Origin of the sequence: Hymenobacter nivis, from assembly GCF_003149515.1 — a bacterium.
GTDB lineage: Bacteria > Bacteroidota > Bacteroidia > Cytophagales > Hymenobacteraceae > Hymenobacter > Hymenobacter nivis.
On the sequence record NZ_CP029145.1, the window covers coordinates 2,623,789 to 2,648,605 of the forward strand.

The following is a 24,817-nucleotide window of genomic DNA, read 5'->3' on the forward strand; positions in this document are numbered from 1 at the left end:
TCGGATTAGGCAGATTCGTCGAATTTTGGGGACGCCCTTTTAACGACCCGAAATAAAAAAAGCTGCCCATACGGGCAGCTTTTTTTATTTCGGAACATCATGGGCTCAGCTCAGCAAATAGTCCTGAAACCCATTCCCAAGATCTGACGAATCCGTGGTTCAGACTTACAGGACGCCTTTCTTAGCGGCTTTCTGCATTTTCTCGTTGGCAAAAATGGCGACTTCCACGCGGCGGTTGGCGGCTTTGCCGGCTGCGGTAGCGTTGTCGCCCACGGGCTGCGAGGAGCCGTAGCCCTTGACCGTAACGCGGGCCGGGTCCACGCTCTTGCCGGTCAGCTCGTTGGCTACGGCCTGGGCGCGACGCTGGCTCAGGGGCTGGTTGATGGCGTCGGAGCCCGAGCTATCGGTGTGGCCTTCCACCACCACGTTGGTGTCGGCGTATTTCTGGAGCGTGGTGGCCAGCTCGCCGATGTTGCCAGCGGCAGCGGCCGTCAGCGTCGAGGAGCTGCTAGCGAACAGGATACCCGAGGCAAACGTAATTTTGATGCCTTCGCCCACGCGCTCCACGGTGGCGCCTTCCAGGTCGCGGCGCAGCTCGGCGGCCTGCTTGTCCATTTTGCGGCCGATGAGCACGCCCGCGCCGCCGCCCACCACGGCCCCGAGGATGGCGCCCTTAGCCGTGCCCGACTTGCCGCCAATCAGGCGGCCCAGCAGGGCCCCGCCCGCCGCCCCGCCCAGGCCGCCGATGATGCCGCCCTTGGTGGCTTTGTTCATGCCCTTGGGCTTGGCCGTGCTCACGGTAGTGCTCTGGGCCTGCACCAGTTGGCCAACCAGCAGCAACAGTGCCAATAAAAAAGAGAAAGGAGTGCGAAGATTTTTCATGGGTAACGTAAAAAATGAATTTCGGCAGGAACGGAATGAACCGCGGTGAGAATGTGGGCGCCGGCCCGCCAAACAGCCGGCAAGTGCGCCTTTTGCAACCATCTTGCCAAACTTGCACCCGCCGCCGGGGCCCCACAGAAAAGCCTGGCGGTGCGGCCAGGCTTTTCTGTGGGGCCGGTTACCGGGCCAGCGCGGGCCCCTTATTTTTTGCCATGGTAGCCTTTGTAGCGGGCCGGGTCTTTTTTCTTGTCTTGGTTGCGACCAATCAGGCCGCCGCCCACCACGCCGGCCGCCGCGCCAATGAGGGCCCCCTTGCCGCCACCAAGCATGGCCCCGGTCACGGCCCCAGCCCCGCCGCCGATGGCCGCCCCTTTGGCTTTGCGGCTCCAGCCTTTTTTAGCGTCCTGGGCTTGCGCGGCCGAGCCGGCCAATAGGAAAAACAGCAGCAGAAAGGCGAATACGATTTTGAAGGATTTCATGACAGAGAAAGGTCAGGGGAAAAGTAAATGAGCGAAGCAGTGATTTTAGCGCAAGCCACTTCACTGGCGTTACTTAGCACTGGCATATATGCAACGCCTGGCATAAAAAGAGCCACCCGAAGGCGGCTCTTTTTTGTTCAAAGCCCAGCTGCTGCAAGGGGCCTCTGCGTGTTTGCTTTGGATTAATTATACATTAATTCAGACGCAATAACTTAAATACCAACGCAAAAGCTAACGGCTCAATACTCTGCTTGGCGGCTGCACTACAACGTGCCAGCTTCGGCGGCTTTCTTCATCCGCTCGTTGGCGAAAATGGCAATTTCCACGCGGCGGTTGGCCTGCTTGCCGGCCTCGGTCGAGTTGTCGCCCACCGGGTCCGACGAGCCCAGGCCCTTAGTGGTGATGCGGCTGCTGCTCACGCCCTGGGCCACCGTGGCGTCGGCCACCGATTGGGCCCGGCGCTCGCTTAAGGGCAGGTTGATGGCGTCGGTACCGGTGTTGTCGGTGTGGCCTTCCACGAGCACGTTGGTGTCGGGGTATTTCTCAAGCGTAGCGGCCATCTTCACGATGTCGGCTTGCGAAGCCGCCCGCAGGTTGGCCGAGTTGGTGTCGAAGAGGATGCCCGAGTCGAAGGTGATTTTGATGCCTTCGCCCACGCGCTCCACGGTGGCATTTTTCATGTCGCGCTGCAAATCAGCAGCTTGCTTGTCCATTTTCCTACCGATGAGCACGCCGGCCCCGCCGCCCGCGGCTGCCCCTAGGATGGCACCGATGGCCGTACCGCGGCCGCCGCCCAGCAAGCCGCCCAGCAGGGCCCCGGCGGCGGCGCCGCCGCCAGCCCCAAGCAAGCCGCCTTTCGTGGCCTTGTTCATACCGGTTTTGCGAACTCCGGTGCCGTTAGCCGACGTATCAGCAGGCTGGCGCATCGAGGCGCAGGAACTGAACAACAGCACGCAGGCCATAAAAATCGAGAGTAGGGATTTGGGAGTGGTCATGTAAAAAAATCAAAAAGTGAAAAAGCTGACTGCCGCATTGTACGGCAAACCCCGCCCCGGGGATAGGGGCGGCGTTTCAAGAAGTATGCCGAACCGGCCGCCCGGGCCCTAACGGACCTTGCCGGAGCTGCGGCGGGGCGCCGCGGCAGTGGCGCTGGCCACCGGCGCCGCCGCCCCGGGGGCCGGCCGCAGCAGATGCAGCAGATCGGCGAGGCGGCGCTTGAGTTCGCGGCGGTCCACAATGAAGTCGAGGAAGCCGTGCTCGAGCACAAACTCGGCGCTCTGGAAACCCTTGGGCAAGTCCTTGCCGATGGTTTCCTTGATGACGCGGGGCCCCGCGAAGCCGATGAGGGCCCCGGGCTCGGCAATGTTGAAATCGCCGAGCATGGCGAACGAGGCCGTGACGCCGCCCGTGGTGGGGTCCGTCAGCAGGCTCACGTAGGGCACGCCGGCCTCGGCGAGCAGGGCCAGCTTGGCCGAAGTTTTGGCCATCTGCATCAGCGAGTAGCCGGCCTCCATCATGCGGGCTCCTCCCGAGCGCGAAATCATCAGGAACGGCACGCGGTACTGGCGGGCGTAGTCGATGGCGCGGGCAATTTTTTCGCCCACCACCGAGCCCATCGAGCCGCCGATGAACTTGAAATCCATGGCAGCCACCACCAGCGGCTGGCCATCGCTCAGGCCGTGGGCGGTGCGCACGGCGTCTTTCAGGCCGGTATTTTTTTCGGTGGTCGCCACGCGCTGCGGGTAGGCCTTGGTGTCGACGAAGTGCAGCGGGTCGCCCGAAGTCAGGTCGGCGTTGAGTTCTTCAAACTGGCCGCCGTCGAACAGCAGCTCGAAGTAATCGGCCGCGTCGATGCGGTCGTGGTGGCCGCAGTGGTCGCACACGTAGCGCAGGCGCTTGTGCTCGGCCATGGTGGCCACCGTTTTGCATTCGGGGCACTTGTACCAGAGGCCGTCGGGCGTTTCTTTCTTTTGTTCGGTGGGGGTGTTGATGCCCTTTTCCTCGCGCTTAAACCAAGCCATTTGTTCGGGAGCTACAAGCTGTGGGCGGCGGGCCACCAGCTTTGGATACGATAAAGTGACCGCAAAAATACGCGCTGGCCCGTAGAGGCTGCGGCCGGGCCGCCGGGGCCCCGCCCGGCGCGCAGGGGCAACAAAGTAGCGAAACCGCGGCACAAACGTTGCCCACCCGGGGCCCCCACCCCGGTCCAGCCGCCGGCAAAACGCGCCCCGGGGCCCCCACCGGGCCGGCGCGGGGCGCTGCCCCGGCCGTACCTTGCCCCGGCGTTTGGGGCTGTGCGGCTGGCGGCGAGCCCGGCGGCAGCGCGGGGCTCCGTTTATTTTTTATTATGCGCCTGAAAAATTTCAAGCCGGTCCTGCTGGGCCTGGGTTTGCTCGCCGCCGGGGCCCTGCCGGGCTGCGTGGCCGCCCGCAAGTACGACGACCTGCAAGCCCGCCAGCGGGCCGATGCCCAAGGCAAGGCCGAGGCCGAGCGCCAGCACCGCGCCGCCACCGCCGAGCTGCAAAAAACCTCCGACGCACTAGCCCAGCTGCGCCTCGATAACCACCGCCTCGAAGACGACTCGCTGGCCACCGGCACGGCCCTGCGCAAAGCCCGGGGCCTCAACCGCGACCTGAATGACAGCTACGACCGCCTGCTGAAAAATAGCGGCCAGGAGTTGGCCAATAAGTCGTCGGACTACAACAAAGTAGCCCGCGACCTGGCCCGCCGCGAGGCCGAGCTGGGAGCCCTCGATGCCGGCCTGCGCACCAGCAAAACCGACAACGACCGCCTCGCCGCCAACCTCAAAACCCGCGAGGCTAAGCTGGCCGAACTCACCCAAGCTCTGGCCGACAAGGACCGGGCCGTGAACGACCTCAAGGCCCGCGTGAGCAAGGCGCTACTGAGCTTCAACGCCAGCGACTTGCAGGTGAAGCTGAAGGACGGCAAGGTGTACGTGTCGCTCTCCGAGCAGCTGCTTTTCAAGTCGGGCTCGGCCAAAGTGGACCCCAAGGGCCAGGCCGCCCTAAAGACCCTGGCCACTGTGCTGCAAGAGCAGCCCGACGTGAACGTGGTGGTGGAAGGCCACACCGACACCGTGCCCATCAAGGGCGTGGTGAACGGGGCTAAAGACAACTGGGACCTGAGCGCCCTGCGCGCCACCGACATTGCCCGCCTACTGACGGCCGGCGGCGTGGGCCCGGCCCGCATCACGGCCGCCGGTCGCGGCCAGTACGTACCCGTGGCCCCCAACGACACGGCCCCCAACAGGGCCCTGAACCGCCGCACCGAGATTATCCTGACCCCGAAGCTCGACGAGCTGTTCCAGATTCTGGAGAGCAGCAGCGGGGCCCCGGCGCCGGGCAAATAAGCTAGTAAGTTGCTCAGCGTCAAACCCCTTTTTCCTCCCTAACTTACCGGCAGAAAATCCTTTCCCCTTTCTGCCTTTATGAATTCATCTTTCTACTCCCGCTGGCTACCGGCTTTGCTGCTGTGGCTGGGCTCTGCGCTGGCGGCGCAGGCTTCACACATTTTAGGTACGGAGATTACCTACGCGCCGGTGGCCTCCACCACGGCCGGCACGCCGCGCTACCACGTCGTCCTTAAGCTGTACATCGACCTGTCCCTACAAGCAGCAAAGCAGCCGACGGCGACGCTGACGTTCAGCCGCAACGGCTGCGACGCCGTTGGTACCGGCAGCTTTTCCGTTAACGTCCCCATCACGCAGGTGCTGAAAACCTACGGGCAAAGCTGCCCAGGGAACCTGACGTACACCGTGCAACTTTACGAAACCGACGTGGACCTGCCCCGAGGGCAGTGGACGATGGGTTTTAATGGTGAAGGTCGGGCCGCTGGTGTTAAAAACATCACCGTTCCAAATTCTTCATCCTACGGCATTTATTGCAGCGCTTTCCTGAACACCGAGCTGGTGGCCCAAAATACCTCGCCTGTGTTTCTGTCGACGCGCTTGCCTTACGTGGCCAGCGGCCAGGCGGAACGCTACAGCTTCAGTACATTTGATGCCGACGGCGACTCGTTGGTGTACCGCTTCGCAACGCCGCAGGAAGGCGCGAGCCCCCGGTTCGTGTGCGGCGCTGATATCCCGAGCACGCCGTCGCCCCACTTCCAGCTAAACGCCGCCACGGGGGCCCTCACCGCCCCGGCGGCGGCCACCACCGACGTAGGCCGCTACATCATGGCGGCCCGCGTGGACGAGTTCCGGCGGCTGAACGGCAGCTGGCAGCAAATTGGGTAGGTGATGCGCGACGTGAGCTACTTATACCTGAACGCCGCCAACCGGGCCCCGGGCTTCACGGGCCTCACCGTGGGCGGGGCCCCGGCGGCGCAGCCCCTGAACCAGCTCATCCGGGTGCGGGCCGGCCAAACTGTGGTGCTGGCCCTCGACGCGGCCGACCCCGACGCGGGCCAAACCCTGAGCTTCAGCAGCGACGCCGTGGGCGCCATACCCGGCCTGAGCTTGCAGCCCCTGGGGCCCACCCGCGCCCAGCTGACCTGGCAGGTGCCCGCCACCCTGCCGCCGGGCCGCTACACGGCCACGGTGGCCGTGACGGACGACGGCTGCCCCACCGCCAGCGAGGAGCAAACCCTGGCCTTCCTGGTAACGGCGGCCACGCCGCTGGCCACCCGCCCCGAGCAGGACGCCAAGGCGGCCGCCTTCCCCATGCCGTTCCGCGAGCAGGTGCAGTTTCAGGCCGGGGCCCCGGGGCAGGCCATTACTATCGTGGATGAGTTGGGGCGCGTGGTGGCCCAACTGCGCACCCAAGCCGATGGCCGCGTGGTGTGGCAGCCCGCCGCTGCCTTGCCAGCGGGCCTGTACGTGGCCCGCGGGGCCGATGGCCGCCCGCTGGCGCGCTTGCTCCGGGCCCCTGGCACCGATTATTAGCAACCGCGGCAATTGCCTCTTTGGTAGGCCTTCGCGTTGTATTAGCTTAATTTTCAGTTAATTGCCTTAAATTTTCTCCAATGAAAAAGCACTTGCTTAGCTGCCTGCTGCTGGCCCCGGGGCTTGCCCTCGCCCAAACGTCCTTTCCCTTCACCATCAAGGGCAAAATCGGCAATTTGAACGCGCCGGCCAAGGTCTACCTCATGCGCGGGTTGGAGCCCGCGGACTCCGCTACGTTCAAGGATGGGGCGTTTGAGCTAAAGGGCACCGCCGACGCACCCAAAAAAGTGGATCTGATACTTAAGCGCGACGGCAAGCTGGGCAACGGCATGTACGGGATGGTTGACAGAACGCAAGTGTTTCTGGAGCCTGGGCCGGTGGTGCTCACCAGCCCCGACTCATTGTTCAAAGCCCGCGTTACGGGGGGCCCAGTTGCGGCGGACGACCAGCGGCTGCAAGTCGCGCTCAAGCCCATCTACGACAAGAGGAAAGTGGTTGGGGCCGAAATCAGGAAAGCTTCGATGGAGGAGCGCCGGGCCCCGGCGTTTGCGGCGCGGATGCAAGGGCGGTTCGATGTCCTCAACAAAGAGGATCAGCAGGTCCAGCAAGATTTCATTAAAGCCAACCCCAGCTCTTGGGTGAGCCTGAATGCACTAACTAATTTGATGAGCGTGCCCCAGTATGCGGTAGTAGCTCCGCTCTACGAGGGGTTGAGCCCGGCCCTCCAGGCCAGCCCCGAAGGTCGCCAGTACGGCGAGATGCTGCGGGGACTCAAGGAAGTTGCCATCGGCGCGCAGGCCCCTAACTTCTCCCAAAAAACGCCCGCCGGCAAGTTGGTATCACTCACAGACTACCGGGGCAAGTACGTACTGATTGATTTTTGGGCCAGTTGGTGCAAGCCATGCCGCCAGGAAAATCCGGCCGTTGTTAAGGTATACGAGGCTTACAAAGGCCGCAACTTCGACATCCTGGGCGTGTCGCTCGACAGCGAAAACAGCCGTGAGAAGTGGATGAAAGCCATTCAGGACGACCATTTGCCCTGGACGCAGGTATCGGACCTGCGCGGCGGGGACAACGCCGTCGCCCAAACTTACCACGTGCAGAGCATCCCGCAGAACTTCCTGATTGACCCCAGCGGCAAAATCGTGGCCACCAACCTGCGCGGCGAGGAGCTGCAAACCGTGCTGGCAAAATTCATCAAGTAACGGCGGCCGCGGGGGCCCTAAATTAACCAGCGCGCCACGTAAAAAAGCCCGCCCTGACGACCAGGGCGGGCTTTTTTAGCGTTGAATTGCCTTCGTTTACAGCGTGATGTTCACGCGGGCGAAGTAGTAGGCGCCGCTGAAGCCGAACTGGTTGGCGCTGTAGAGGAAGCGGCCGCGGTTCGAGTTGTCGAGCCCCGAGCTGTAGCTCAGGTCGGGCTGGGTAGAGCCGGCGGGCTGGGGCGCGTTGAAGTTGGCGGCGTTGTTGCGCGGGTTCACGATGAGCTGGTCGGGGTAGACGTTGAATAGGTTGTTCACCCCGATGATGAGACCCACCTGCTTGGTGACCTGGGCGCTGAGCGTGAGGTCCGTAATCCACTTGGCCGAGAACGTCTGGTCGAGGAAAGCGCGGGCAGGGTCGGGGTCGGCGGTTTTGATTTCGCCGAAGCGCACCGAGCGGCCCTCAATACCGAAAATGCCGTAGGTGTAGGCGGCCGAAAGGGCGATTTTGCTGCGCGGGTTACCGCTTTCAAGGCGGGTGCGCTGGGCGCGGTCAAACAGCGTGTTTTGTAGGTTGCTGGTGCCGGGGGTCTGGTCGTTGTTCACCGTCGACGACGAGCTGTTGAAATTCGTCACCACCGTTTGGTTGAAGTTGGCGGCGGCCATCAGCACCAGGCGGCTTTTGTCGCCCAGCGGTAGGCGCTCGTTCATCACAATGTCAATGCCCTTGGTGCGGGTGTTCACGGCATTGGCGAAGAACTGCACCCGGCTCACGGGCAGCGTACCCAGGATGGCGGCTACCGTGGGATTGGTACGCGTGAACTGCGCCGAGAGCACAATCCGGTCCTTGATGTCAATCAGGTAGGCGTCGGCCGTGAGGGTGAAGCCGCCCGACTTGGCGGTGAGGCCTACGCCGTAGTTGGTCGATTTTTCCTGCCGGAGCGGCTCCACGCCGAAGCCCTGCTGGCCGGTGCCGCCGGCCGTGTAGCTGTTGCGCACGATGGGGTTGTCGTTGTTCACGGTGAGCACCTGGTTGGCCACGCCGCTCACAAACTGGGTGCTGGTGTTACTGAAGTAGCGCTGCTGGAGCGAGGGGGCCCGGAAGCCGTTGCCCAGCGAGCCACGCAGGGCCACCGCGTCGGTGATGCTGTAGCGCAGCCCCAGCTGGCCACTTACGTTGCCGCCGAAGTCGCTGTAGTTTTCGGCCCGGCCGGCGGCGTGGATGAGCAGCTTATCGGTGATGTCGCTCTCCAGATCGAGGTAGCCGGCCACGTTGGTGCGGCCCTTGTTCACCTCGTCCTGCGGCTGGTAGCCGGGGAATACCTGCGAGCCCGACGCCGTGGGCGCAGTGCTAATCTGCCGCCCGCCGTTGATGTACGAGGCGTACTCGCCCCGACCGATCAGGAAGTTATCGTAGCGAAACTCGCCGCCGAAGGCCACGTTGAGGTTGGCCAGGGGCCCCACCTCGATGAAGCGACGCGAGAAGCCCAGGTTGGTCGTGTTCTGCAAAAAGGCCAGGCGGCCGGCGTAGAAGCTGGTCGGGTTCACGCCCACCAGGTTGGGGCCCTGCGGCAGCGAGGCGTTCACGGAATTGTCTACGTTGTAGGCCAGTTCGTTGCGGCCGAAGGTGTTGCTCAAATCGACGGCGAAGCCTGCGAAGTTGTTGCGCACGCCCACAATGGCCGACTGGTCGTAGATGGTGGTGTTGATGAACGGCAGGAAGCCGTTGGGGAAGAGGTTCAGGTCGCTCTGGGTGGCCTGGTTGGGCAGGCGGTTGAAGCCGGAGCCGCGGCCGGTGCGGTACGAGGCGCCGCCCGATACGTACAGCTCGTAGCCGCCGCCCAGGCGGTAGCCGCCGTTGATAAAACCACCGAAGTTGCGCGTTGCCGACTGGCCTACGCGCAGGTCGTTGCGATTAAAGCCGTTCTGCGCCACCAGGGCGTCGTCCTGGGCTTTCAGGTCGCGGCGGGCTTGCTCAGTGGTGGCCGAGGCGGGGTAGTTGCCGCCGCTGCCCAGGTAGATGAGCGGGGCGGTGTCGGTGAAGCCGCGGTCGGTGTAGGCGCGGTTCAGGAACTGGCCGCTGAGGTCGAGGAAGCCGCGCTTGTTCAGCCCGATGCCCACGTTGAAGTCGACCTGCTCGGTTTTGCCGTCGCTCTGCGTCGTCTGGCCATATAGCGCACTGCTACTCACGCCGGTCGAGTCGTCCTTCAGCTGAATGTTAATCACGCCCGCAATGGCATCGGAGCCGTAGAGGGCCGCCGCGCCGTCGCGCAGCACTTCGATGCGCTTGATGCTGGCCGTTGGAATCACGTTCAAATCGGTGCCCACCGAGCCGCGCCCGATGGTGCCGTTGATGTTCACCAGCGCCGAGTTGTGGCGGCGCTTGCCGTTCACGAGCACCAGCACCTGGTCGGGGCCCAGGCCACGCAGGCTGGCGGGGTCCACAAAGTCAGTACCGTCGGAAATGGACTGGCGCGACGACTGGAACGAGGGTGCGGCGTAGGTCAGCACCTGGCTCACGTCGGTCTGGGCAAAAGCCTTGATTTCGCGGGCCGAAATCACGTCTACCGGGGCCGTGGTCAGCACGTTGGAGCGGCCCTCGGTCACGCGCGAGCCGGTCACTACCACGTCGCCCAGGTCGGTGGCCGAGGTTACCAGGCGCACGTCGAGGCGGATACGGCCGTTGAGTGGAATCTGCTGCGTGGCGAAGCCAATGGCCTGCACCGTGATGGTAGCCGTGGGGGCCACGCTCAGCGAAAATTCACCGTTGGCCCCCGTGCCGGTGCCGTTGGTAGTGCCGCGCTCGAGCACGGTGGCCCCGGGCAGGGCCTCGCCCTGGGCCCCTAGCACGCGGCCAGTGACGGTGACGTTCTGCGCGTGCACGGCCAGGGCCGTAACTGCGAACAGGGGCGTGAGTAAGAGTTTTTTCATGCAGGAAACGAGGTATTGAAATAAAAAAGGAGGAAACCGATCAAGTTCAGCGGCTGCAAAAGCTTGGGCCGCCGTATTCCAACCAATGTAACAATTATTCTTCCGAAAAAAACAAAACCGTAGCCAGCGGCCGCCCAAGAAGCCAAGTGCCTGCCACCGAAAGTTCCGTTGCATCCACTGCCACCGCAACAAAGTCATCCAAACCGTGCCCATAAGCAGGAAGTATTGCGCAATGTTACCGCAATACTTTCGCAACTTTATAGCACCACCGCCATTGGCGGCTGCCCTCTGGGCTGGCTAGCGCAGCCGATAGGCCACGCCCCAGCGCAGCGTGCGAACGTAGGCCTCGCGCACGGGCCCGCCCACCAGGCCCGCCTGGGCGTTGGCAGAGCCGTAAGAATAGCTGGCATTGACGCCCACCCGGCCGCGCCACGCGGTGGCATCGGCCCGCAAGCGGCCGTCGAAGGGGAAGCGGCCGCCACGGTCGGTGTTCGTGGCCCACGCCGTGCCGTTGTTGTAGGTGCCGTGGCCCGTTTCGCGGGCGCTGAGCTGGCCAGCCAGCTCGGGGCCCGCCAACACACCGAGGGCCAGCAACGCCACCTTAAAGCGGTGGCCCAGCCCCGGTCCTGGGACCGCAAGTGCGCACGGCCGATGGCGGCGTACGCCGTGTTGGCGTAGCCGGCCAAGTAATGGAGGGTAGCGAGACCGTGCGGCTCCGCGCCCAATCGTAGCCCAGGTCGAACGCCAGCAGGCCCTAGCGCCGGCCCACCCGCTGCACGCGCCCGCCCAGGGCGAAGCCCGTGCCCAGCCGGCTGCCGTAGGGGTTGTTGGTGTAGCCGCGCTCGGAACCGGCGTAGCTGCGGTAGTTGCCGAACGATGTGGCTTCGGTGCCGCTGCCCCGGTACTGGGAAAAGCTGGCCCCAACCTGGCCAATCAGCTCGGTGTGCTGGGCCGCTGCTGGCGCGGCCAGGGCCAGCAGCGGCACGAGTAGTAAGCGTGTTTTCACTGGCGGACGGGCATTGGGTGGAAAGCTGGCAGTGCGCAACTGTTTCGGGATACCGCTTGCTCCCAAAGCGTTGCATTAGTGGGGAGCGGTATTTCACTTCAATAATTCCTGCACTACGGGTAGCACCTGCTGGGCCCAGCCCTGCAGGTGGGGCCCCGTGTAGTGCAGGCCGTCGGCGGTGAACTGGCTGGCGTCGCCAGCGGCGGCGCGGGTGGTGGGCGTGATGTCGACGCAGGCCACGCCGGCCCGGCGGCACTCGTCCTGGGCCAGGGCGTTGAACTGGTCAATTTCGCGGCCGATTTGGGCCCGGTCGCGGCCCTCGGCGAAGGGCGCCTGGCCCCAGTCGGGAATGCTGAGTACGACCACCCGGCCGAACCGCCCGCCGGCCAGCCGCGCGGCCGCGGCCAGTAGCTGCCGAAACTTGGCGCGGTAAGCAGCCTGGCTCAGGCCCCGGTACTGGTTGTTGACGCCAATCAGCAGCGATACCAGACCGTAAGTAGCGGGGCGATGGGCAGCCCGGACGGCAGTTTGCAGCTGGCCGGTGGTCCAGCCGGTGCGGGCAATGATGTCGGGGTCGGCCAGGGCCCCGCCCTGCCGGCGCACCAGCCCAGCCAGCTGCACGGGCCAGCGGTCGGCCGCGGCCGCGCCTTCGCCGATGGTGTAGGAATCGCCGAGGGCTAAAAAAGCGGGGCCGCTGGCAGGCACAGAAGAAGCAATAGACACGGTAGCGACGGGAAGTTTGGGGGCGCAGGCGGCCAGGAATACGGCGAACGAAAGCAAGAAGCGCACAGCTTGGATGCCCCAGTGCCCCCCCACCTGCAGCGCGCGGGGCGAGCTGGGTTTGGGGACCCGCGCCCAGCTACTTGGCCATCAAGCCCCTAGCTTATACTAGTCAGCAGGGTGCGGGGCTTGCCCCTGTCCGTCGTCGCACGATTGGCGCGCTTCGTGCAACGACGGGCGGGGGCAAGCCCCGCACCCTACTGCGCGACGAGTATAATGGAAACCCCGCGGGGGCCCTAGCCAATGGCCTGGGCCAGGTCCTCAATCAGGTCCTCGGCGTCCTCGATACCCACGCTCAGGCGGATAAGCGAGTCCGACAGGCCGGCCTTGCGGCGCTGCTCCGGTGGGATGCTGGCGTGCGTCATGGTGGCGGGGTGGCCGCTGAGGCTTTCCACGCCGCCCAGGCTTTCGGCCAGGGTGAAGAGCTGGAATTTCTCGAGCACGGCAATGGCGTCTTCCTTTTTGTCACCTTTCAGCACGAACGAAATCATGCCCCCGAAATCGCGCATCTGCCGGGCGGCCACGGCGTGGTTGGGGTGGTTTTCGAAGCCGGGCCAATACACGTGCTCCACTTTCGGGTTTTGGCGCAGGTATTCGGCCACGGCGCGGCCGTTTTCGCAGTGGCGCTGCATCCGCAGGTGCAGGGTTTTGAGGCCGCGCAGCACCAGGAAGCAATCCTGGGGCCCCGGCGTACCGCCGCAGGCGTTCTGGTAAAAGCTCAGGCGCTCCAGCAGCTCGTCGCTGTTGAAAACCAGGGCCCCCATCACAGTATCAGAGTGGCCGGCCATGTACTTGGTGAGTGAGTACACCACGATGTCGGCCCCCAATTCCAGCGGCAGCTGCAGGTAGGGCGTGCTGAAGGTGTTGTCCACGGCAAGCAGGGCCCCGGCTTCTTTGGCAATGGCGGCCACGCCGGCAATGTCGATGACGTTGAGCAGCGGGTTGGTGGGCGTTTCTACCCAAATGAGCTTGGTGTTGGGGTTAACGGCGGCGCGCACCGCGGCCAGGTCGCGCATCGGCACGAAGTGGCACACGATACCCAGCGGCTCGTACACCTTGGTGAAGAGCCGGTAGCTGCCACCGTAGAGGTCGTCGGTCGAAATCAGCTCGTCGCCCGGCTTGAGCAGCTTCATTACGCAATCAATGGCCGCCATGCCCGAGGCAAAGGCCAGGCCGTGCTGGCCGTCGTCGAGGGCTGCCAGGGCATCTTGCAGTTGGGTGCGGGTGGGGTTGTGGGTGCGCGAGTACTCGAAGCCCTTGTTGACGCCGGGCGAAACTTGGGCGTAGGTCGAGGTCTGGTAGATGGGCGTCATGATGGCCCCGGTGGTGGGATCGGGGTGCACGCCGGCGTGGATGGCTTTGGTGGCGAATTTCATGGGTGGGCAGGAAGGGCGGGGAGCCGGTGAGAATCAAGTTGGCGACAAAGGTCGGGGGCCGCGCCCACAAGGCAAGCGACGGGTAGTTTATGCATGGTAATATTAAATTTATTACATATTTTTAGCTCTGGCCAATTCCCTGTAAATGCGCCTGAGTTCCTTGTTTAACAGCTCACATCTCTCTTCTTCCCGCACAATGAAAAACCTGCTACTCGCTGCTTTGCTAGCCCTGTTGCTAACGGCGCCGGCTGGGGCCCAGCCGGGTATTCCCACCATGCGCACCCTGCCGCAGCTCCAGGATTCGCTGCGGGCCGTGATGACCCGCGAACACATTCCGGGGCTGATGCTCACGCTGGTCAGCCACGACTCGGTGCTGTTTGAAGGGGGCTTAGGGCTGGCCGGTGTGACCGCTAAACGGCCCGTGACGGCCCACACGCTCTTTCGCATCGGCTCGGTCACGAAGACCTTTATCACCGCCGGCCTCATGCAGCTCATCGAGCAGGGCAAGCTGCACCTGAACGACGAGGTGCACAAAATTGCCCCTGAAATCCCCATCGACAACCCCTGGGAAGCCACCGACCCCGTGCGCATGGTGCACCTGCTGGAGCACACCGCCGGCTTCGACGACGTGGACCTCAACCACATGTACAACAATACGGCTACCGACCCCCGCGGGCCGGCCGTCCTGGCTATATTTCGGAACGAGCTGCACTGCCGCTGGCGGCCCGGCGAACGCATGAGCTATTCCAACCCTGGCTACCAAGTGGCGGGCTACCTGCTCGAAAAGTTCAGCGGCCAGCCCTACGAGCAGTACCTCACCGCGCACTTTTTGCGCCCGCTGGCCATGCCCGATGCCAGCCCGGCGCTGCGCATCGTGCCCGGCCCCGGCATGTCGCGGGGCTACAGCTACGCCGATGGGCGTTACCGGACCCTCCCCCTTCTGCCCACCTACGTCGGCCCGGCCAGCTCGATGAGTGCCTCGGCGGCCGACATGACTCAGTGAGTGAAGTTTTTTCTGCACGACGGCCACGCCCCCGATGGCCACGTCCTGCTGCAGCCTGCCAGCCTACGCGCGCTGGAAACCGTGCACTCTTCCCTGGCCAGCCGCGCGGGCCTACCCACCGGTTATGGCCTGGCCAATCCCCCGTCGGGGCTGAGAGGAAAAGCTACCTTTCGGGGCCACAACGGGAGTATTGCCGGATTTATCAGCGCCTTTGGCTACAACCGCGAGCTGGGCATGGGCTATGCCTCTCGAACAACGGCGGGCAGCGCGCCCCCAAGCTGGAACAGCTGGTGCAAGCATTTTTGCTGCGGCAGTTGCCCCCGCGCGGGCCAGCGCCCGCGGTGCCGCTCGATACCGCAGCCGTGGCGCTCTACCTCGGCCACTACCGGAGCGCTGCACCGCGCCAAGAGCTGACCAGCATTGCCAACTACCTGGCCGGCAGCGGCAACCTGCGCCGGCAAGGCAATCTGTTGCTGGTCGAACCCCTCATCGGCAAGGCCGGTACCCTGCTGCCCACCGGCCAGCTCACCTTCCGCCTCCCGAATCAGCAAACGGCCACCATTGTGCTCGCGCAGGACAAAGAAGGCCGGCGGGTGCTCATAACCAGTATGCCAATAGCGCAAGCTGATTATGCGCTGGCGGTGGGGTTCTGGTGGTGGCTGCCCCCGGCCCTGCTCGCCCTTTCCGTACTACTGATCATCACCAGCAGCTTGGCCGCGCTGGTGGGTCTGGTACGGGTGCTGCGCCATAAGCTTCCACGGGCGCAGCTGCTGCCCCGCCTGCTGCCGCTACTGGCGCTGGGCGCGCTGGCCACTACGGCGTGGGGGCTGGCAAGCCTCATTGGCCACCTCACGACGGACGGCCACCTGAGCACAGTAGCGTCCGTAGCCGCTTCGCTGGGGCCGTTGGTGTTCGTGGCCTGCACGGTGGCGGGGCTTGTGCTCACGGTGCGTTACTTTGGGCGTTTCCGCCGGCCCGCCGTGGCCTAGCACCTACTGCTCACCTACAGGGCCCTGGGCTGACTGGCTGGCGGCGGTGCTGGGCGCGTGTGGCTGGATGAGCCTCCGGCTTTGGGCGGTGTAAAACCCACCGACCGGGCCGGGTGCGCCGCGCCGCCGTAAACGGGCCTACCCGCGCCGGCACCATCCGGCGGGGTAGGCCCGTTCTTTGGGGCCCCGGCCCCACCCTTACCGTTTCCGATGGCTTTTTTGCGCGCGCTTTTTCAGAAGAATTTCTCCACCCTGCTCACCATGTTCCTGCTGGTGGCCGTGCCGCTACTGGGCTCGTCGGCGGTGGCGGCGGTGCTCTACCGGCACCAGCACCTGCTCGAAGGGCTGCGCTGGGGCCCCGCGCTGCTGTACTTCGCCCTCACGGCCGTCACGATGGCCTTTGCCCTCACACCCACCACGTTCGTGGCCATTGCCACGGGCTACTACTTTGGCTGGGCGGGGCTACCGGGCATGGTGGCGGCCTACGCCGTGGCCGCCGCCATCGGCTACGAGCTGGCCCTGCGCCTCGACCACGGCAAGCTGCGCCAGTTCCTGCACTTATTCCCCAAGGCCGGGGGCGTGGTAGATGAGCTGCAAACCCAAAGCTGGTCGCTCATCATCCTTACGCGCCTCTCGCCGGTGCTGCCGTTTGCCCTCATGACGTTCGTGCTGGCGATGGTGGGCGTGCCGCGCCGCCGCTTCCTGGCCGCCTCGGTGGCGGGGATGCTACCGCGCAGCCTGTTTTTCTACTGGCTCGGCACCGAGGCCTCCGACGTGCTGGCCCTGCTCCGCAACCCCGACCAGGGGGCCCTGAGCAAGCTCGTGCTGGTGGGCCTGGTGGCGGCTTCGCTATTCGGCCTGTTTTTCGTGTTCAACCGGGCCCTGAAGCGCAGCTTGCAGGCAAATGCGGCCCCCGACGCAAAAATCTTACCCTGATAATGAACGGGTTTACCCCGGCATGGCAAAAAAAGCCGGGCCAAAGTTGCGGCAGCCCCAAAAGCCTCCCTACCTTTGTGCTCCCAACAAGGGAAATGGTTGTGTAGCTCAATTGGATAGAGCATCTGACTACGAATCAGAAGGTTTAAGGTTCGACTCCTTACACGACCACTTAAAAGGCCCTCAGCAATGCGCTAAGGGCCTTTTTTAATGCCGTTTTTAAAAAAGCCTCGATTGGCAGGGCCCTGGTACGGGGCCTCACTCGCAACGGCGTGCATATCTTTACCCTGTGCAACGGCCCTACGAATCCGTGCCCCGCTTTTGATGATGCACCTACTTTGGCGAACGCAACGTTCACGCCCTTTCTTTTCCTTAAAGGCCCTCGGCACTGCGCCAAGGGCCTTTTTTTTATGCGCCAATCGCTAGGATTTAAGCCCGATTAAATAGTTTTTCTATCCCACGGCTCGCCAAGCGCCCCTCCCAATTATCTTCCACCATCAGTTACTACTAATTATCTACCAAGCCATTAGTTCTATGAAAAGCCTGCTACTCCTCTTATCCCTGGCGTTGGCCGCGCCGGCCGTGCGCGCTCAAAGTGCCCCCGCGCTGCCCGTCGACCCCACCACGCACCTGGTGGCCTACTCCGCCGTGGTCGACATTCCCGGGGCCACCGAAAGCGAATTATTCCGCCGGGCCCGTGCCTGGGCCCTGCGCCGCTACAAGGGCGACGCCGCGGTGCTGCAAGTGCAGGACGCGGCCACCGGCAAAATCATCGTTAAGGGCCGCACGCAGGCCTTGGTGAATGGCCGCAGCTGCGGGCCCGTGGGCCACGTGCTCAGCATCCGCGTCCTTAAGGCAGGGCAGTACCAATACAACGTCACCCACTTTGTGAACACCAATACCACGCCCACCGGCGACTACGGCATGGGCCCCTTCGAGCGCGAAAAACCGCACCTGACCTCGGCCTATACCGACGAAGTGACGGACGCCCTCATGCAAAAAACCTGGAACCTGCTACGCGTCAACACCGACGACGAAATTAAGACCATGCTCGGCTACTTGCAGGCCGCCATGACTGACGCTACCCAGGACGCTAAGCTGTAGCCGGCCCGGCCTATGCGGCGCGGTGGAAGTGCTCCCAAAGGGCCCACACGAAGCCCGCCGCCGCCGCGAAGGCCATTAACACGTACACGATGCGGGTTTGGCGGGGAATAATTTCGTCGCGTTTCATGGGGGCGGGCCATTGGTAACTAACTTCCAACGGCCCGCAGGGGGCCCCAGTTGTTATCCCCAGGTTATCATTTACCGATGGAGCCAATCTTGGGCTGAATCTGAATAATAAAGCGCTTGTTCTTGGCCTCCTCGGGGCCCGTGTAGCGGCCGGCGCCGCGGAAGCCGCTGCCGGCGGCCACTACTTCCAGATTGGGCGGGAATTGCAGGCCGGCCTGCTCCCAGAGCCGCAGCACGGCCAGGGCCCTACTGTAGCTGAGCTGGCGCACGGCGGGCCCGTCAAGGTTGTGCGGATCGGTAGCGGGGTAGCGCAGGTCCTTAGCGGCGCGGCCCTCTACCACAATGAGGTACTGCACATTATCCCGCTTGTCCAGGCTCTGCATCTGGTGCAGCAGGAAGCGCCCGGCCTGCACCAGGGGCCCCTGGGCGGCGGCGGGCAGCACGTCGCTCTTGGGCGCGAAGGTGACTTCCGAGTTCAGCTCGTAGCGCTTGTAGCGCTGGTTGTAGGTGAAGTAGCTGCTCTCCAGGCGCTTCAGGGCGTCCTTGATTTCGTCGAGCTTGCGCTTTTCCTGCACCTGCACCTTTAGCTCAGCAATCAGGTTCTCGTTGGTGCGCTGCTTGTCCTGGAAGCGCTTGTAGCTGAGTACGAACAGCACCAGCATCACCAGGAACAAGGCCGTCATCAGGTCCACGTAGCTGGGCCAGAAGAAATCTTTGCGGTCCTGGTTCATTTTAGTTGTCAGTTGCTAGTTATTCGTTATCAGTTGTTTGTTGCAGTCGTGCAGGGCCCCCAGGCCGTCATGCTGAGCAGAGCCGAAGCATCTCTACTGCGCAAGTAATCCAATCAATTGAGTTAGTACCGCGGGAGAGATACTTCGCTGCGCTCCGCTCAGCATGACAATCTTGAAGGGCACGATGACGGCCTGGGGCCCCTAAGCGCTGATAACCGCCAACGGGCAACTAAATCCTCACTTCTTGTTCAGGCCCAATGCTTTCTGGAGCCAGCTGCGCTCGGTGAGTTGCTCCAGTACGGCGTTGGTACGCGTGACTTGGAACAGCAGCTGCTGCTGCAAAGCCGTGTCGGCGTCGAGGCGCTGCTCCAGGGCCCTAATGGCCTGCGCAGTTTGCTGGGCCTGGCGCTCTTGCAGCTGGTTAAGAGCTTGTTGCTGGGCCGGTAGTTGGCTGAACGGGTTGAGGTACTCGACGATGCGCTGGTAAATGTTGTCGGCCTTGAGCGTGTCGAAGCGGCGCTGCCATTCGGCCTGAGCGTTCTCGGCGTCGGCATTGAAGTGGGCCAGGCGCGTGGTCATCATGCCCGTGAGCTGGCGGCTGGCCTTGTCGAAGTACTGCTCCGTGTCGGCGCCCATGCGGTCCATGCGCTCCTGGCTTTGGTTGAAGAACCGGAACTGGCGGTCCACCGTGTCGTTGTGCTGCTGGAGCATCGCCGGCACTTGGTTGAGGCCGGTTTCGAGGCCTGTGAGGCGGCTCAGCAGGCCCTCCACTTTGCGCACCACGTCGCCGCCAGCGGCCAGCGTGGCGTTCAATTTCTCCTGGTACACCAAAAAATCCTCGAACATGTGGGCGCTGCGGTCCATCCGATCGAACACGGCCACCGAGGCGTTGGCCATCTCGGTGAACCCTATCCCCTGCAATCGCTCCAGAAACCGCCGCTGCACCTCCGTACTGCTGATAATCTGATCGATAAGCGGCCGCAGCTGCTCAAAAGCCGGGCCGATGGACTGGATGTCGTTGACGAATTTGACATTGAAACCATCGAGCACCGTTTTCAGTGTGCTCAGGCTACCGGCCATATCAGAATGCAGAATGGGCAGCAATTCGACCTGCAAAAACGAGTAGTAATCGTTGCGTAGCCGCTCGGCCTGGCGGCGGGCCTCGCGGTACCGCGCGTTGCCCCACAGCGTGAGGCCCAGCCCGCACAAGCTGCCCACCATCGCCACCGTGATGCCCCGCAGGAAGCCCGCAATGGCCGCATCGTCAAACTTGCCGTCGCCCAGCACGAGGCTCACCAGGCCCAAAATGGCCCCGCCAAACGTGCCCATCAGCCCGATGTAGAGCGGCAGCGAGGTGGTGGATTGGATTTCGCCGTCGAGGGCCCCCACGCGCCGCTCGGTCAGGTCTTGCAGGATGTTGAAGTCGGCCGTACCCTTGTTTTTGAGCAGGTACACGTTAGTGTTGGCCAGCACTTCGGCAAACTCGGGCGAGGGCGCGGTGCTGGCCACCGTATCTACCTCCCGCTGCGTCGCCGGGTCGCTGACTTTGGCAAGAAACAGGGCCCCGGCGCTGGGAAACAACTTCTCCAAACGGCCAATTTGGGCGCGGGCCCCCAGGAAGGCCCGCACTTGCAAGCCAATCAACAGCACCACGGCCAGGGCCTCAATTATCAGTAGCATAGGGTTGTTTTAGAATCCGTTACCTGGCTACCCCACCCCCGGCCCCTCCCCGGCGGGGAGGGGTACCAGTACCTGGCCCGTTGAACGCACCCTCCCCACCAGGGAGGGGCCGGGGGTGGGGTTCCACGTCAGGCGAAGTAAATGCGCGCCTTGCGCACGATTTCCCAGTCGCCGCCGTCCACGCGGCGCAGTAGGCCGGGGGCCTCAGTCACGATGCGCGAGGCCGCGCCCTGGGGCAGGTTGAACTCGCAGGCCGGCTCCAGCACGTCGGCGTAGGAGCTGATGTGGCGCGGGTGCGAAGCTGGGTCCGGGTTCACCTGGAACGTGGTTTCGTCGGGCCGCGCCGGGTCGAGGGTTAACTCATAAATGCTATTGTGGGCGGGCTGCTCTTGCAAGGCGTTGCGCCGGAACCGCCCGTTCACCGGCGCCGAGCTAACGTAAGCGCGGCGGGGCCCCGCCGGCGCGGGCGGGGCTGGGGCGGGCACAGCCGGCTCCAAAAAGACCTCGTATTCTTCGTTGGCCGCAGCTGCAGTTGCTGTCGGCACAGCGGCCTCGGGCGGCGTGATAAGCGCGGGCATCGCAGCCACGGGCCGAATCAGGGGTTTGTTGGTTACTGCCTTGGACAGGCCGGGGGCCGCCGGGCCAGCTGCCAGCTTGGCTTGCTCGGCCAAGGCCCGTTCTATCATTCGGTGCACCTGCTGGTGCTGGCCAGGGCTCAATGCATTCGGCTGCGCCACTGCTTGCGAAACAGGGCTGCCCGCCGCGCCCAAAGACGAAGACTTGCGCCGGGGCTTTGGCTTTAAAATCAAAAAAGCTACCCCGATCAAACTCAGCACCGACAAGGCCAGGGCCCATTCGCTCCAATCGTGGGCGGCCAAAGGCGCCGCCGCCACTTGGGCCACGGGCGGGCGGGCCGCCGGGGATGCCGGCGCAGTGTCCAGCACGCCTTGGGCCAGGGCCCCGCCAATCGGGCCCGCCAGCAGCACGGCCACGGCCAGCCCCTGAGCAGCCGACTTCCCGAAATTAAGCAGTTTGCGCAGCATAATAGCGTTCGTAAAGGCGTTGGGTGAGCTTAGGCAGCGCGTCGCGGAAGGGGAAGAAAAACAGCGTTTCGCCGATGGGCGAGGTTTCCTTGGCGGTGCCGGCGGCGAGCTGGTTGAAGCCCGCGTTGAGGCTGTCGCCCATCTCCTGCCGGAAAAACTCGCTCAGGAATTCGGCGTCAAACTCCACGTTCAGGCGGGGCAGCAGCTCCTCCACGTCGGGGTCGTTGGCCAGGAAGTCGATGAGGCGCTGGGCGTTGACCAGCACGCCGTCGCGCCGGTCGCGGGCCTGGGCCAGGTTGGGCTGGGCAGCGCGGCCGGTGAGCACCGGCGCGGGCGCCGCGGCCAGGGCCCCTGCGGCAGCAGTCGCGTCGTCTTCGTCGGCATCCTTCGGGAAGGTGTCGCCAATGATAGCGGTGGCCTTCATGTTCTCCATCAACTCCTGCAAGGCCAGGTGCTCGCCCTGCTGGGCGGCGAAAAGGCGGGCCCCGCCGTTGGCGGTGGCCTCCTTGGGGTGGTCGGCCACAGTGAGGCGGAAGTCGGCGGGCACGGGCTGGCCGGTGGCAAACTCCAGCAGCAGGCGCGCCAGCTTGGTAGCCGTAGGCTGGCCGGGGCGGAAATCGAGCAGCTTGATGTACGTGCTGCCCTTGCCGCTGAAGCTGAGGTGGCGCGGCAACGGCGTAAGGCCCTGGGCCTGCGCCGCCTGCCCCACGTGGTACACAATGGCCGCGAAGTGCAGCAGCAGCACTACGCGTAGGTGCTGGGCCAGGATAATTTTCTCGCTGAACCGCAGCTGGTCATCGAACCCAAACAGCAGGCTCACTACGTCGGAGGCGTAGAAATCGGGGTTTTGCACGGCCTTGTCGAAGGCATTACGGGCCTTTTGGAAGGCGTCCTTATTCGTTTCGTCGGGCACCATTTTTCCCACCAGGGCCGTCTGGTAGCGTAAAAAGCCGTTCAGGCGGCCGCCGCGGGTCTGGCGCGAGCCGTCGCTCCACAGCACGTCGCCGGCGAAGCGGAACGAGCTGATAGCGGCCGGCTTCTCGCCCCGCACAAACAGCACGTCGGTGGTGCCGCCGCCAATGTCCACGTTCACGGCGTTCACGCCGTCGCGCGGCTCGATGGCGCCCTGCTTCACCAAGTCCAGGTACGGGGCCAGCGACTCGCTCAGCACCCGCGGCGGGTGCAGCTGCCGGGCCCCAAACACCCATTGGTATTCCTCGGCCCAGGTATTTTCAAACACCAGCTGGGCGGCGGCATTCATGCTCAGCGGCCGGAACCACACCACCTGCGTCTTGCTCACGTCGCCGTTGTTAAGGGCGGTTTTATGCTTGATTAGCAGTAGTATCTCACGCAAAAAGGCGCGCACACGGCGCTGGCCAGCTTCGTTGTCGGCCCCGCTGGTTTCCCACTTCAGGTTGGTTCGGTAGTGACCAGCGGCGGCGTTCAGCTCGTCGCGGTTGATGTTGAAACCGATGTTGACGTTGCCGAACAGCTGGGTAATCTGGCCCGCGAAAATCGGCGTTTCGCAGGTCGCCGTCCGAATCGGGAAGGCGTAATCGGCCCCGTCCACGCCGATGAAGGCGGGCACAAACTCGCGGTTTTGCACCGTGCGGGCGTAGGCCAGGCTGCCAAAGCTGGTGCTGTAGCGCTCAGGCAGGGAGTTGGCGCGCTTCAGCGGCTGGTTCAGCGTCACCACCTGCAACTCGTCCTCCGTGGCAATGCGGAAGGACTCGGGCGTGGTGTCGGCGCCGCGCATCAGGGCCACGTGGCTGTTAGTAGTGCCAAAATCGACGGCGAACGTGAAGGCGGCCGGGCCGCTCGTCACCGCTTTCCAGCGGGGCACCACCACGTTGCGCACCGTGCGAAACGGCGTGCCCGGCGCATCAGGCAGCGGGCATTCCAGCTCCACGAAATCAAACGGGGCCTGCCGCAGCTGGTAGTAAATGCTGGCCGCCCCGAACGGGTTGCGGGCCACGCGCACCTGCTTCTCGGCCCCGCGGGGCCCCTGCGCGTCGTGGAAATGCAGGTCGGCCAGCGTCGCGCCGGGGTTGTCGTCCACCAGCATCACTTCGTAGGTGTTGTTGATTTCGGCCCGCTCGTGCTTGTAGAACGGGAACACGCCCAGGTTCACGAGCGTCTCCACGAGGAAGCCGTTTTCGGGGCGCTGGCTCACGGCGCTGGGCAGCTTGCGGTAGTAGTGGCGCTCGTAGATGACGGGCTGGCCGTGCTGCACGGGCACGGTCAGCGTCACGGTCACGTAGTTCATTTCCACCGTGAACTGCACCAGGCGGTTCACGTCCTCCGGGGTGAAGAAATTGAAAAACTGCTTTTTCAGCGGTAGTAGAAACGGAAACTGCAAGTCCGCATCGGTGTCAAAATCGGTGTATTGGTACGCCTTCCGGGCCCCCGGCTGGTAAATGACCGGCTGGCGGCCGGCCGCGAATTTGTCGCGGTTCAGGCCGTAGGGCAGCTCCACGAGGAAGTCTTCCAGCAGGTCGTTCACCGTCAGGTACGGGTAGGTGATGCCCAGCGCGGGCAGCACGCGGGCCGCCAGGTTGGGCTCGGCGTCGGCCCAGCCAATCTGGGCCCCCATGCCGGCCGCGCCCTTGGTGCCGCCGTAGTAGTTGCTGCCCGTTAGGTCGAGGTCAGGCTTAAGCACGAGCGGCGCGGGGCCCTCCAGCACGCGGGTGGCGGCAATGAACCAGTCGCTGGTGCCCGGCTTTTGGGAGATGCGCGCCTGGTACAGCTCGGCCCCTTTGATGCGTACCGTGCCGCCCTCGTAGGGCAGCGGCTCGTAGTCGGCCAGGAACTCGGTGGGATTGAGGTTTTGGCCCGCCACGTCGTTCACGCGCTGCCGGTCAGTGTCCTGCAAATAGCGGAACAGGCTGTTGGCAAACGTCTTATCGCGCAGGTTTTTGTTGACGTCGAACCAGCCGTACAGAAATTTCTGAAACTCCGGGGCCCTGTTGGCCAGCGGCACAATGGCTTGGTCGAAGTAGCGTCCCGCACCGTTCACCCGCTGAATATCCAGCGGCCGCAGCCCCTGCCGCGCAAACACCAGCGTGAACGGCGAGGTGAGCCCGAGCAGCTCACGCCGCCCGCTGCCCCGCGCCTCCCCAAAAATCAAGAATAGCGTTTCGACGCCCGCAAACTGCGGGTCGTTCAGGTACAGGCCCAGCGTGCGGCCCATCAGGCGGGTGGCCTCGTTGCTTTGCAGGGCCCTGAGCTGGTCGTCTTTGTGCCAGGGCAGCAGCGTAAGGCTATAGTTAGCAAACTGTTGCCGAAAAAACAGCAGCTCCAGCAAGTCCAGGCAGTGCGTCACTAAATGGTGGTACACGGAGGTGCCGTTGGGCTCGTGGCGCACAAACTCGAACGCCTCGGCCAGCAAATGCAGCTGCCCAAACGGCGTCGGAATCGACGTGCTCGTGACGTGCGCCGAGCCGCCATCAGGGTCGGCAATGGTCTTTATCTGGTTGTCGCTGATGCGGTCGGACTGCTGCCAGCCGCGAAGCAACGATTTGCCCTGCTGGTGCAGGCGAAGGATGGTGCTCATAGTGAATAGTATAGGTGCGGTCTGGGCCCGGGCTGCCGGCTTTTCGCCGGCTGCCCGGTAATCGCTAAACGGTTGGAGAGGAACGGTAATCGC

At 64.0% G+C, this 24,817-nt stretch carries 21 protein-coding genes and 1 tRNA gene; 9 read left to right on the plus strand and 13 right to left on the minus strand.

Annotated features, from left to right (window positions below):
* Positions 1-165 precede the first annotated feature (165 nt).
* The 4 genes from DDQ68_RS11605 to accD all read right to left on the minus strand — a co-directional run bounded on the left by DDQ68_RS11605 (position 166) and on the right by accD (position 3,382).
* A complete protein-coding gene (locus DDQ68_RS11605) occupies positions 166-882 on the minus strand; it encodes a YiaD family glycine zipper/OmpA-like lipoprotein (protein WP_109656452.1) in 717 nt (238 codons plus the stop codon).
* A gap of 200 nt (positions 883-1,082) precedes the next feature.
* The gene (locus tag DDQ68_RS11610; RefSeq protein WP_109656453.1) at positions 1,083-1,361 is read right to left on the minus strand and encodes a YMGG-like glycine zipper-containing protein; all 279 of its coding nucleotides are present in this window, start codon (positions 1,359-1,361) and stop codon (positions 1,083-1,085) included.
* 263 nt (positions 1,362-1,624) lie between these two features.
* Positions 1,625-2,356, minus strand: a complete 732-nt coding sequence (locus DDQ68_RS11615; protein WP_170121925.1) for a YiaD family glycine zipper/OmpA-like lipoprotein — start codon at positions 2,354-2,356, stop codon at positions 1,625-1,627.
* Between the two features lie 108 nt (positions 2,357-2,464).
* A complete protein-coding gene (gene accD, locus DDQ68_RS11620; protein WP_109656454.1) occupies positions 2,465-3,382 on the minus strand; it encodes an acetyl-CoA carboxylase, carboxyltransferase subunit beta in 918 nt (305 codons plus the stop codon).
* A 326-nt stretch (positions 3,383-3,708) separates the two neighbouring features.
* On the opposite strand from accD, the gene DDQ68_RS11625 reads away from it, so the two are divergent.
* The 4 genes from DDQ68_RS11625 (at position 3,709) to DDQ68_RS11640 (ending at position 7,469) form a co-directional block, all read left to right on the plus strand.
* A complete protein-coding gene (locus tag DDQ68_RS11625; protein ID WP_109656455.1) occupies positions 3,709-4,731 on the plus strand; it encodes an OmpA/MotB family protein in 1,023 nt (340 codons plus the stop codon).
* Positions 4,732-4,809: 78 nt separating this feature from the next.
* A complete protein-coding gene (locus tag DDQ68_RS11630) occupies positions 4,810-5,616 on the plus strand; it encodes a hypothetical protein (RefSeq protein ID WP_109656456.1) in 807 nt (268 codons plus the stop codon).
* Positions 5,617-5,619: 3 nt separating this feature from the next.
* Complete coding sequence (locus tag DDQ68_RS11635; protein ID WP_109656457.1) at positions 5,620-6,264, plus strand: putative Ig domain-containing protein; 645 nt, start codon at positions 5,620-5,622, stop codon at positions 6,262-6,264.
* Positions 6,265-6,344: 80 nt separating this feature from the next.
* Positions 6,345-7,469, plus strand: coding sequence for a TlpA disulfide reductase family protein (locus tag DDQ68_RS11640; protein ID WP_109656458.1), 1,125 nt, complete (start codon positions 6,345-6,347; stop codon positions 7,467-7,469).
* A gap of 96 nt (positions 7,470-7,565) precedes the next feature.
* Here the strand turns inward: DDQ68_RS11640 and DDQ68_RS11645 are convergent, their stop codons facing one another.
* The 5 genes from DDQ68_RS11645 to DDQ68_RS11665 form a co-directional block, all read right to left on the minus strand.
* Positions 7,566-10,397, minus strand: coding sequence for a TonB-dependent receptor (locus DDQ68_RS11645; protein WP_162550045.1), 2,832 nt, complete (start codon positions 10,395-10,397; stop codon positions 7,566-7,568).
* A gap of 297 nt (positions 10,398-10,694) precedes the next feature.
* Entirely contained in the window at positions 10,695-10,997 is a 303-nt protein-coding gene (locus DDQ68_RS11650) for a hypothetical protein (protein WP_162550046.1), read from the minus strand.
* 154 nt (positions 10,998-11,151) lie between these two features.
* Positions 11,152-11,403, minus strand: coding sequence for a hypothetical protein (locus DDQ68_RS11655; protein ID WP_109656461.1), 252 nt, complete (start codon positions 11,401-11,403; stop codon positions 11,152-11,154).
* Positions 11,404-11,496: 93 nt separating this feature from the next.
* On the minus strand, positions 11,497-12,192 hold the full coding sequence (locus DDQ68_RS11660) for a GDSL-type esterase/lipase family protein (protein ID WP_245897023.1): 696 nt from the start codon (positions 12,190-12,192) through the stop codon (positions 11,497-11,499).
* Between the two features lie 227 nt (positions 12,193-12,419).
* Positions 12,420-13,559 carry a cystathionine gamma-synthase gene (locus tag DDQ68_RS11665; protein ID WP_109656462.1) on the minus strand — a complete coding sequence of 380 codons (1,140 nt, stop codon included), beginning with the start codon at positions 13,557-13,559 and terminating at the stop codon, positions 12,420-12,422.
* A 196-nt stretch (positions 13,560-13,755) separates the two neighbouring features.
* On the opposite strand from DDQ68_RS11665, the gene DDQ68_RS11670 reads away from it, so the two are divergent.
* The 5 genes from DDQ68_RS11670 (at position 13,756) to DDQ68_RS11690 (ending at position 17,591) form a co-directional block, all read left to right on the plus strand.
* Positions 13,756-14,562, plus strand: a complete 807-nt coding sequence (locus tag DDQ68_RS11670; protein ID WP_162550047.1) for a serine hydrolase domain-containing protein — start codon at positions 13,756-13,758, stop codon at positions 14,560-14,562.
* Positions 14,563-14,903: 341 nt separating this feature from the next.
* Positions 14,904-15,551, plus strand: a complete 648-nt coding sequence (locus DDQ68_RS11675) for a hypothetical protein (protein ID WP_162550048.1) — start codon at positions 14,904-14,906, stop codon at positions 15,549-15,551.
* A 210-nt stretch (positions 15,552-15,761) separates the two neighbouring features.
* Positions 15,762-16,487 (plus strand): TVP38/TMEM64 family protein, encoded by a 726-nt coding sequence (locus DDQ68_RS11680; protein WP_109656465.1) that lies wholly within the window; start codon positions 15,762-15,764, stop codon positions 16,485-16,487.
* A gap of 97 nt (positions 16,488-16,584) precedes the next feature.
* Positions 16,585-16,658 (plus strand) — tRNA-Arg (locus tag DDQ68_RS11685).
* Positions 16,659-17,021: 363 nt separating this feature from the next.
* Positions 17,022-17,591 (plus strand): DUF4468 domain-containing protein, encoded by a 570-nt coding sequence (locus DDQ68_RS11690; protein WP_109656466.1) that lies wholly within the window; start codon positions 17,022-17,024, stop codon positions 17,589-17,591.
* A 194-nt stretch (positions 17,592-17,785) separates the two neighbouring features.
* Here the strand turns inward: DDQ68_RS11690 and DDQ68_RS11695 are convergent, their stop codons facing one another.
* The 4 genes from DDQ68_RS11695 to DDQ68_RS11710 form a co-directional block, all read right to left on the minus strand.
* Positions 17,786-18,448: a hypothetical protein gene (locus DDQ68_RS11695; protein WP_109656467.1), complete on the minus strand. Its 663-nt coding sequence runs from the start codon at positions 18,446-18,448 to the stop codon at positions 17,786-17,788.
* A 237-nt stretch (positions 18,449-18,685) separates the two neighbouring features.
* Positions 18,686-20,128, minus strand: coding sequence for a hypothetical protein (locus DDQ68_RS11700; protein ID WP_109656468.1), 1,443 nt, complete (start codon positions 20,126-20,128; stop codon positions 18,686-18,688).
* A 128-nt stretch (positions 20,129-20,256) separates the two neighbouring features.
* Positions 20,257-21,171 (minus strand): hypothetical protein, encoded by a 915-nt coding sequence (locus DDQ68_RS11705; protein WP_109656469.1) that lies wholly within the window; start codon positions 21,169-21,171, stop codon positions 20,257-20,259.
* The gene (locus DDQ68_RS11710) at positions 21,152-24,724 is read right to left on the minus strand and encodes a hypothetical protein (RefSeq protein ID WP_109656470.1); all 3,573 of its coding nucleotides are present in this window, start codon (positions 24,722-24,724) and stop codon (positions 21,152-21,154) included. Before DDQ68_RS11710 ends, DDQ68_RS11705 begins: the two co-directional genes overlap by 20 nt.
* Between the last annotated feature and the right edge of the window lie 93 nt (positions 24,725-24,817).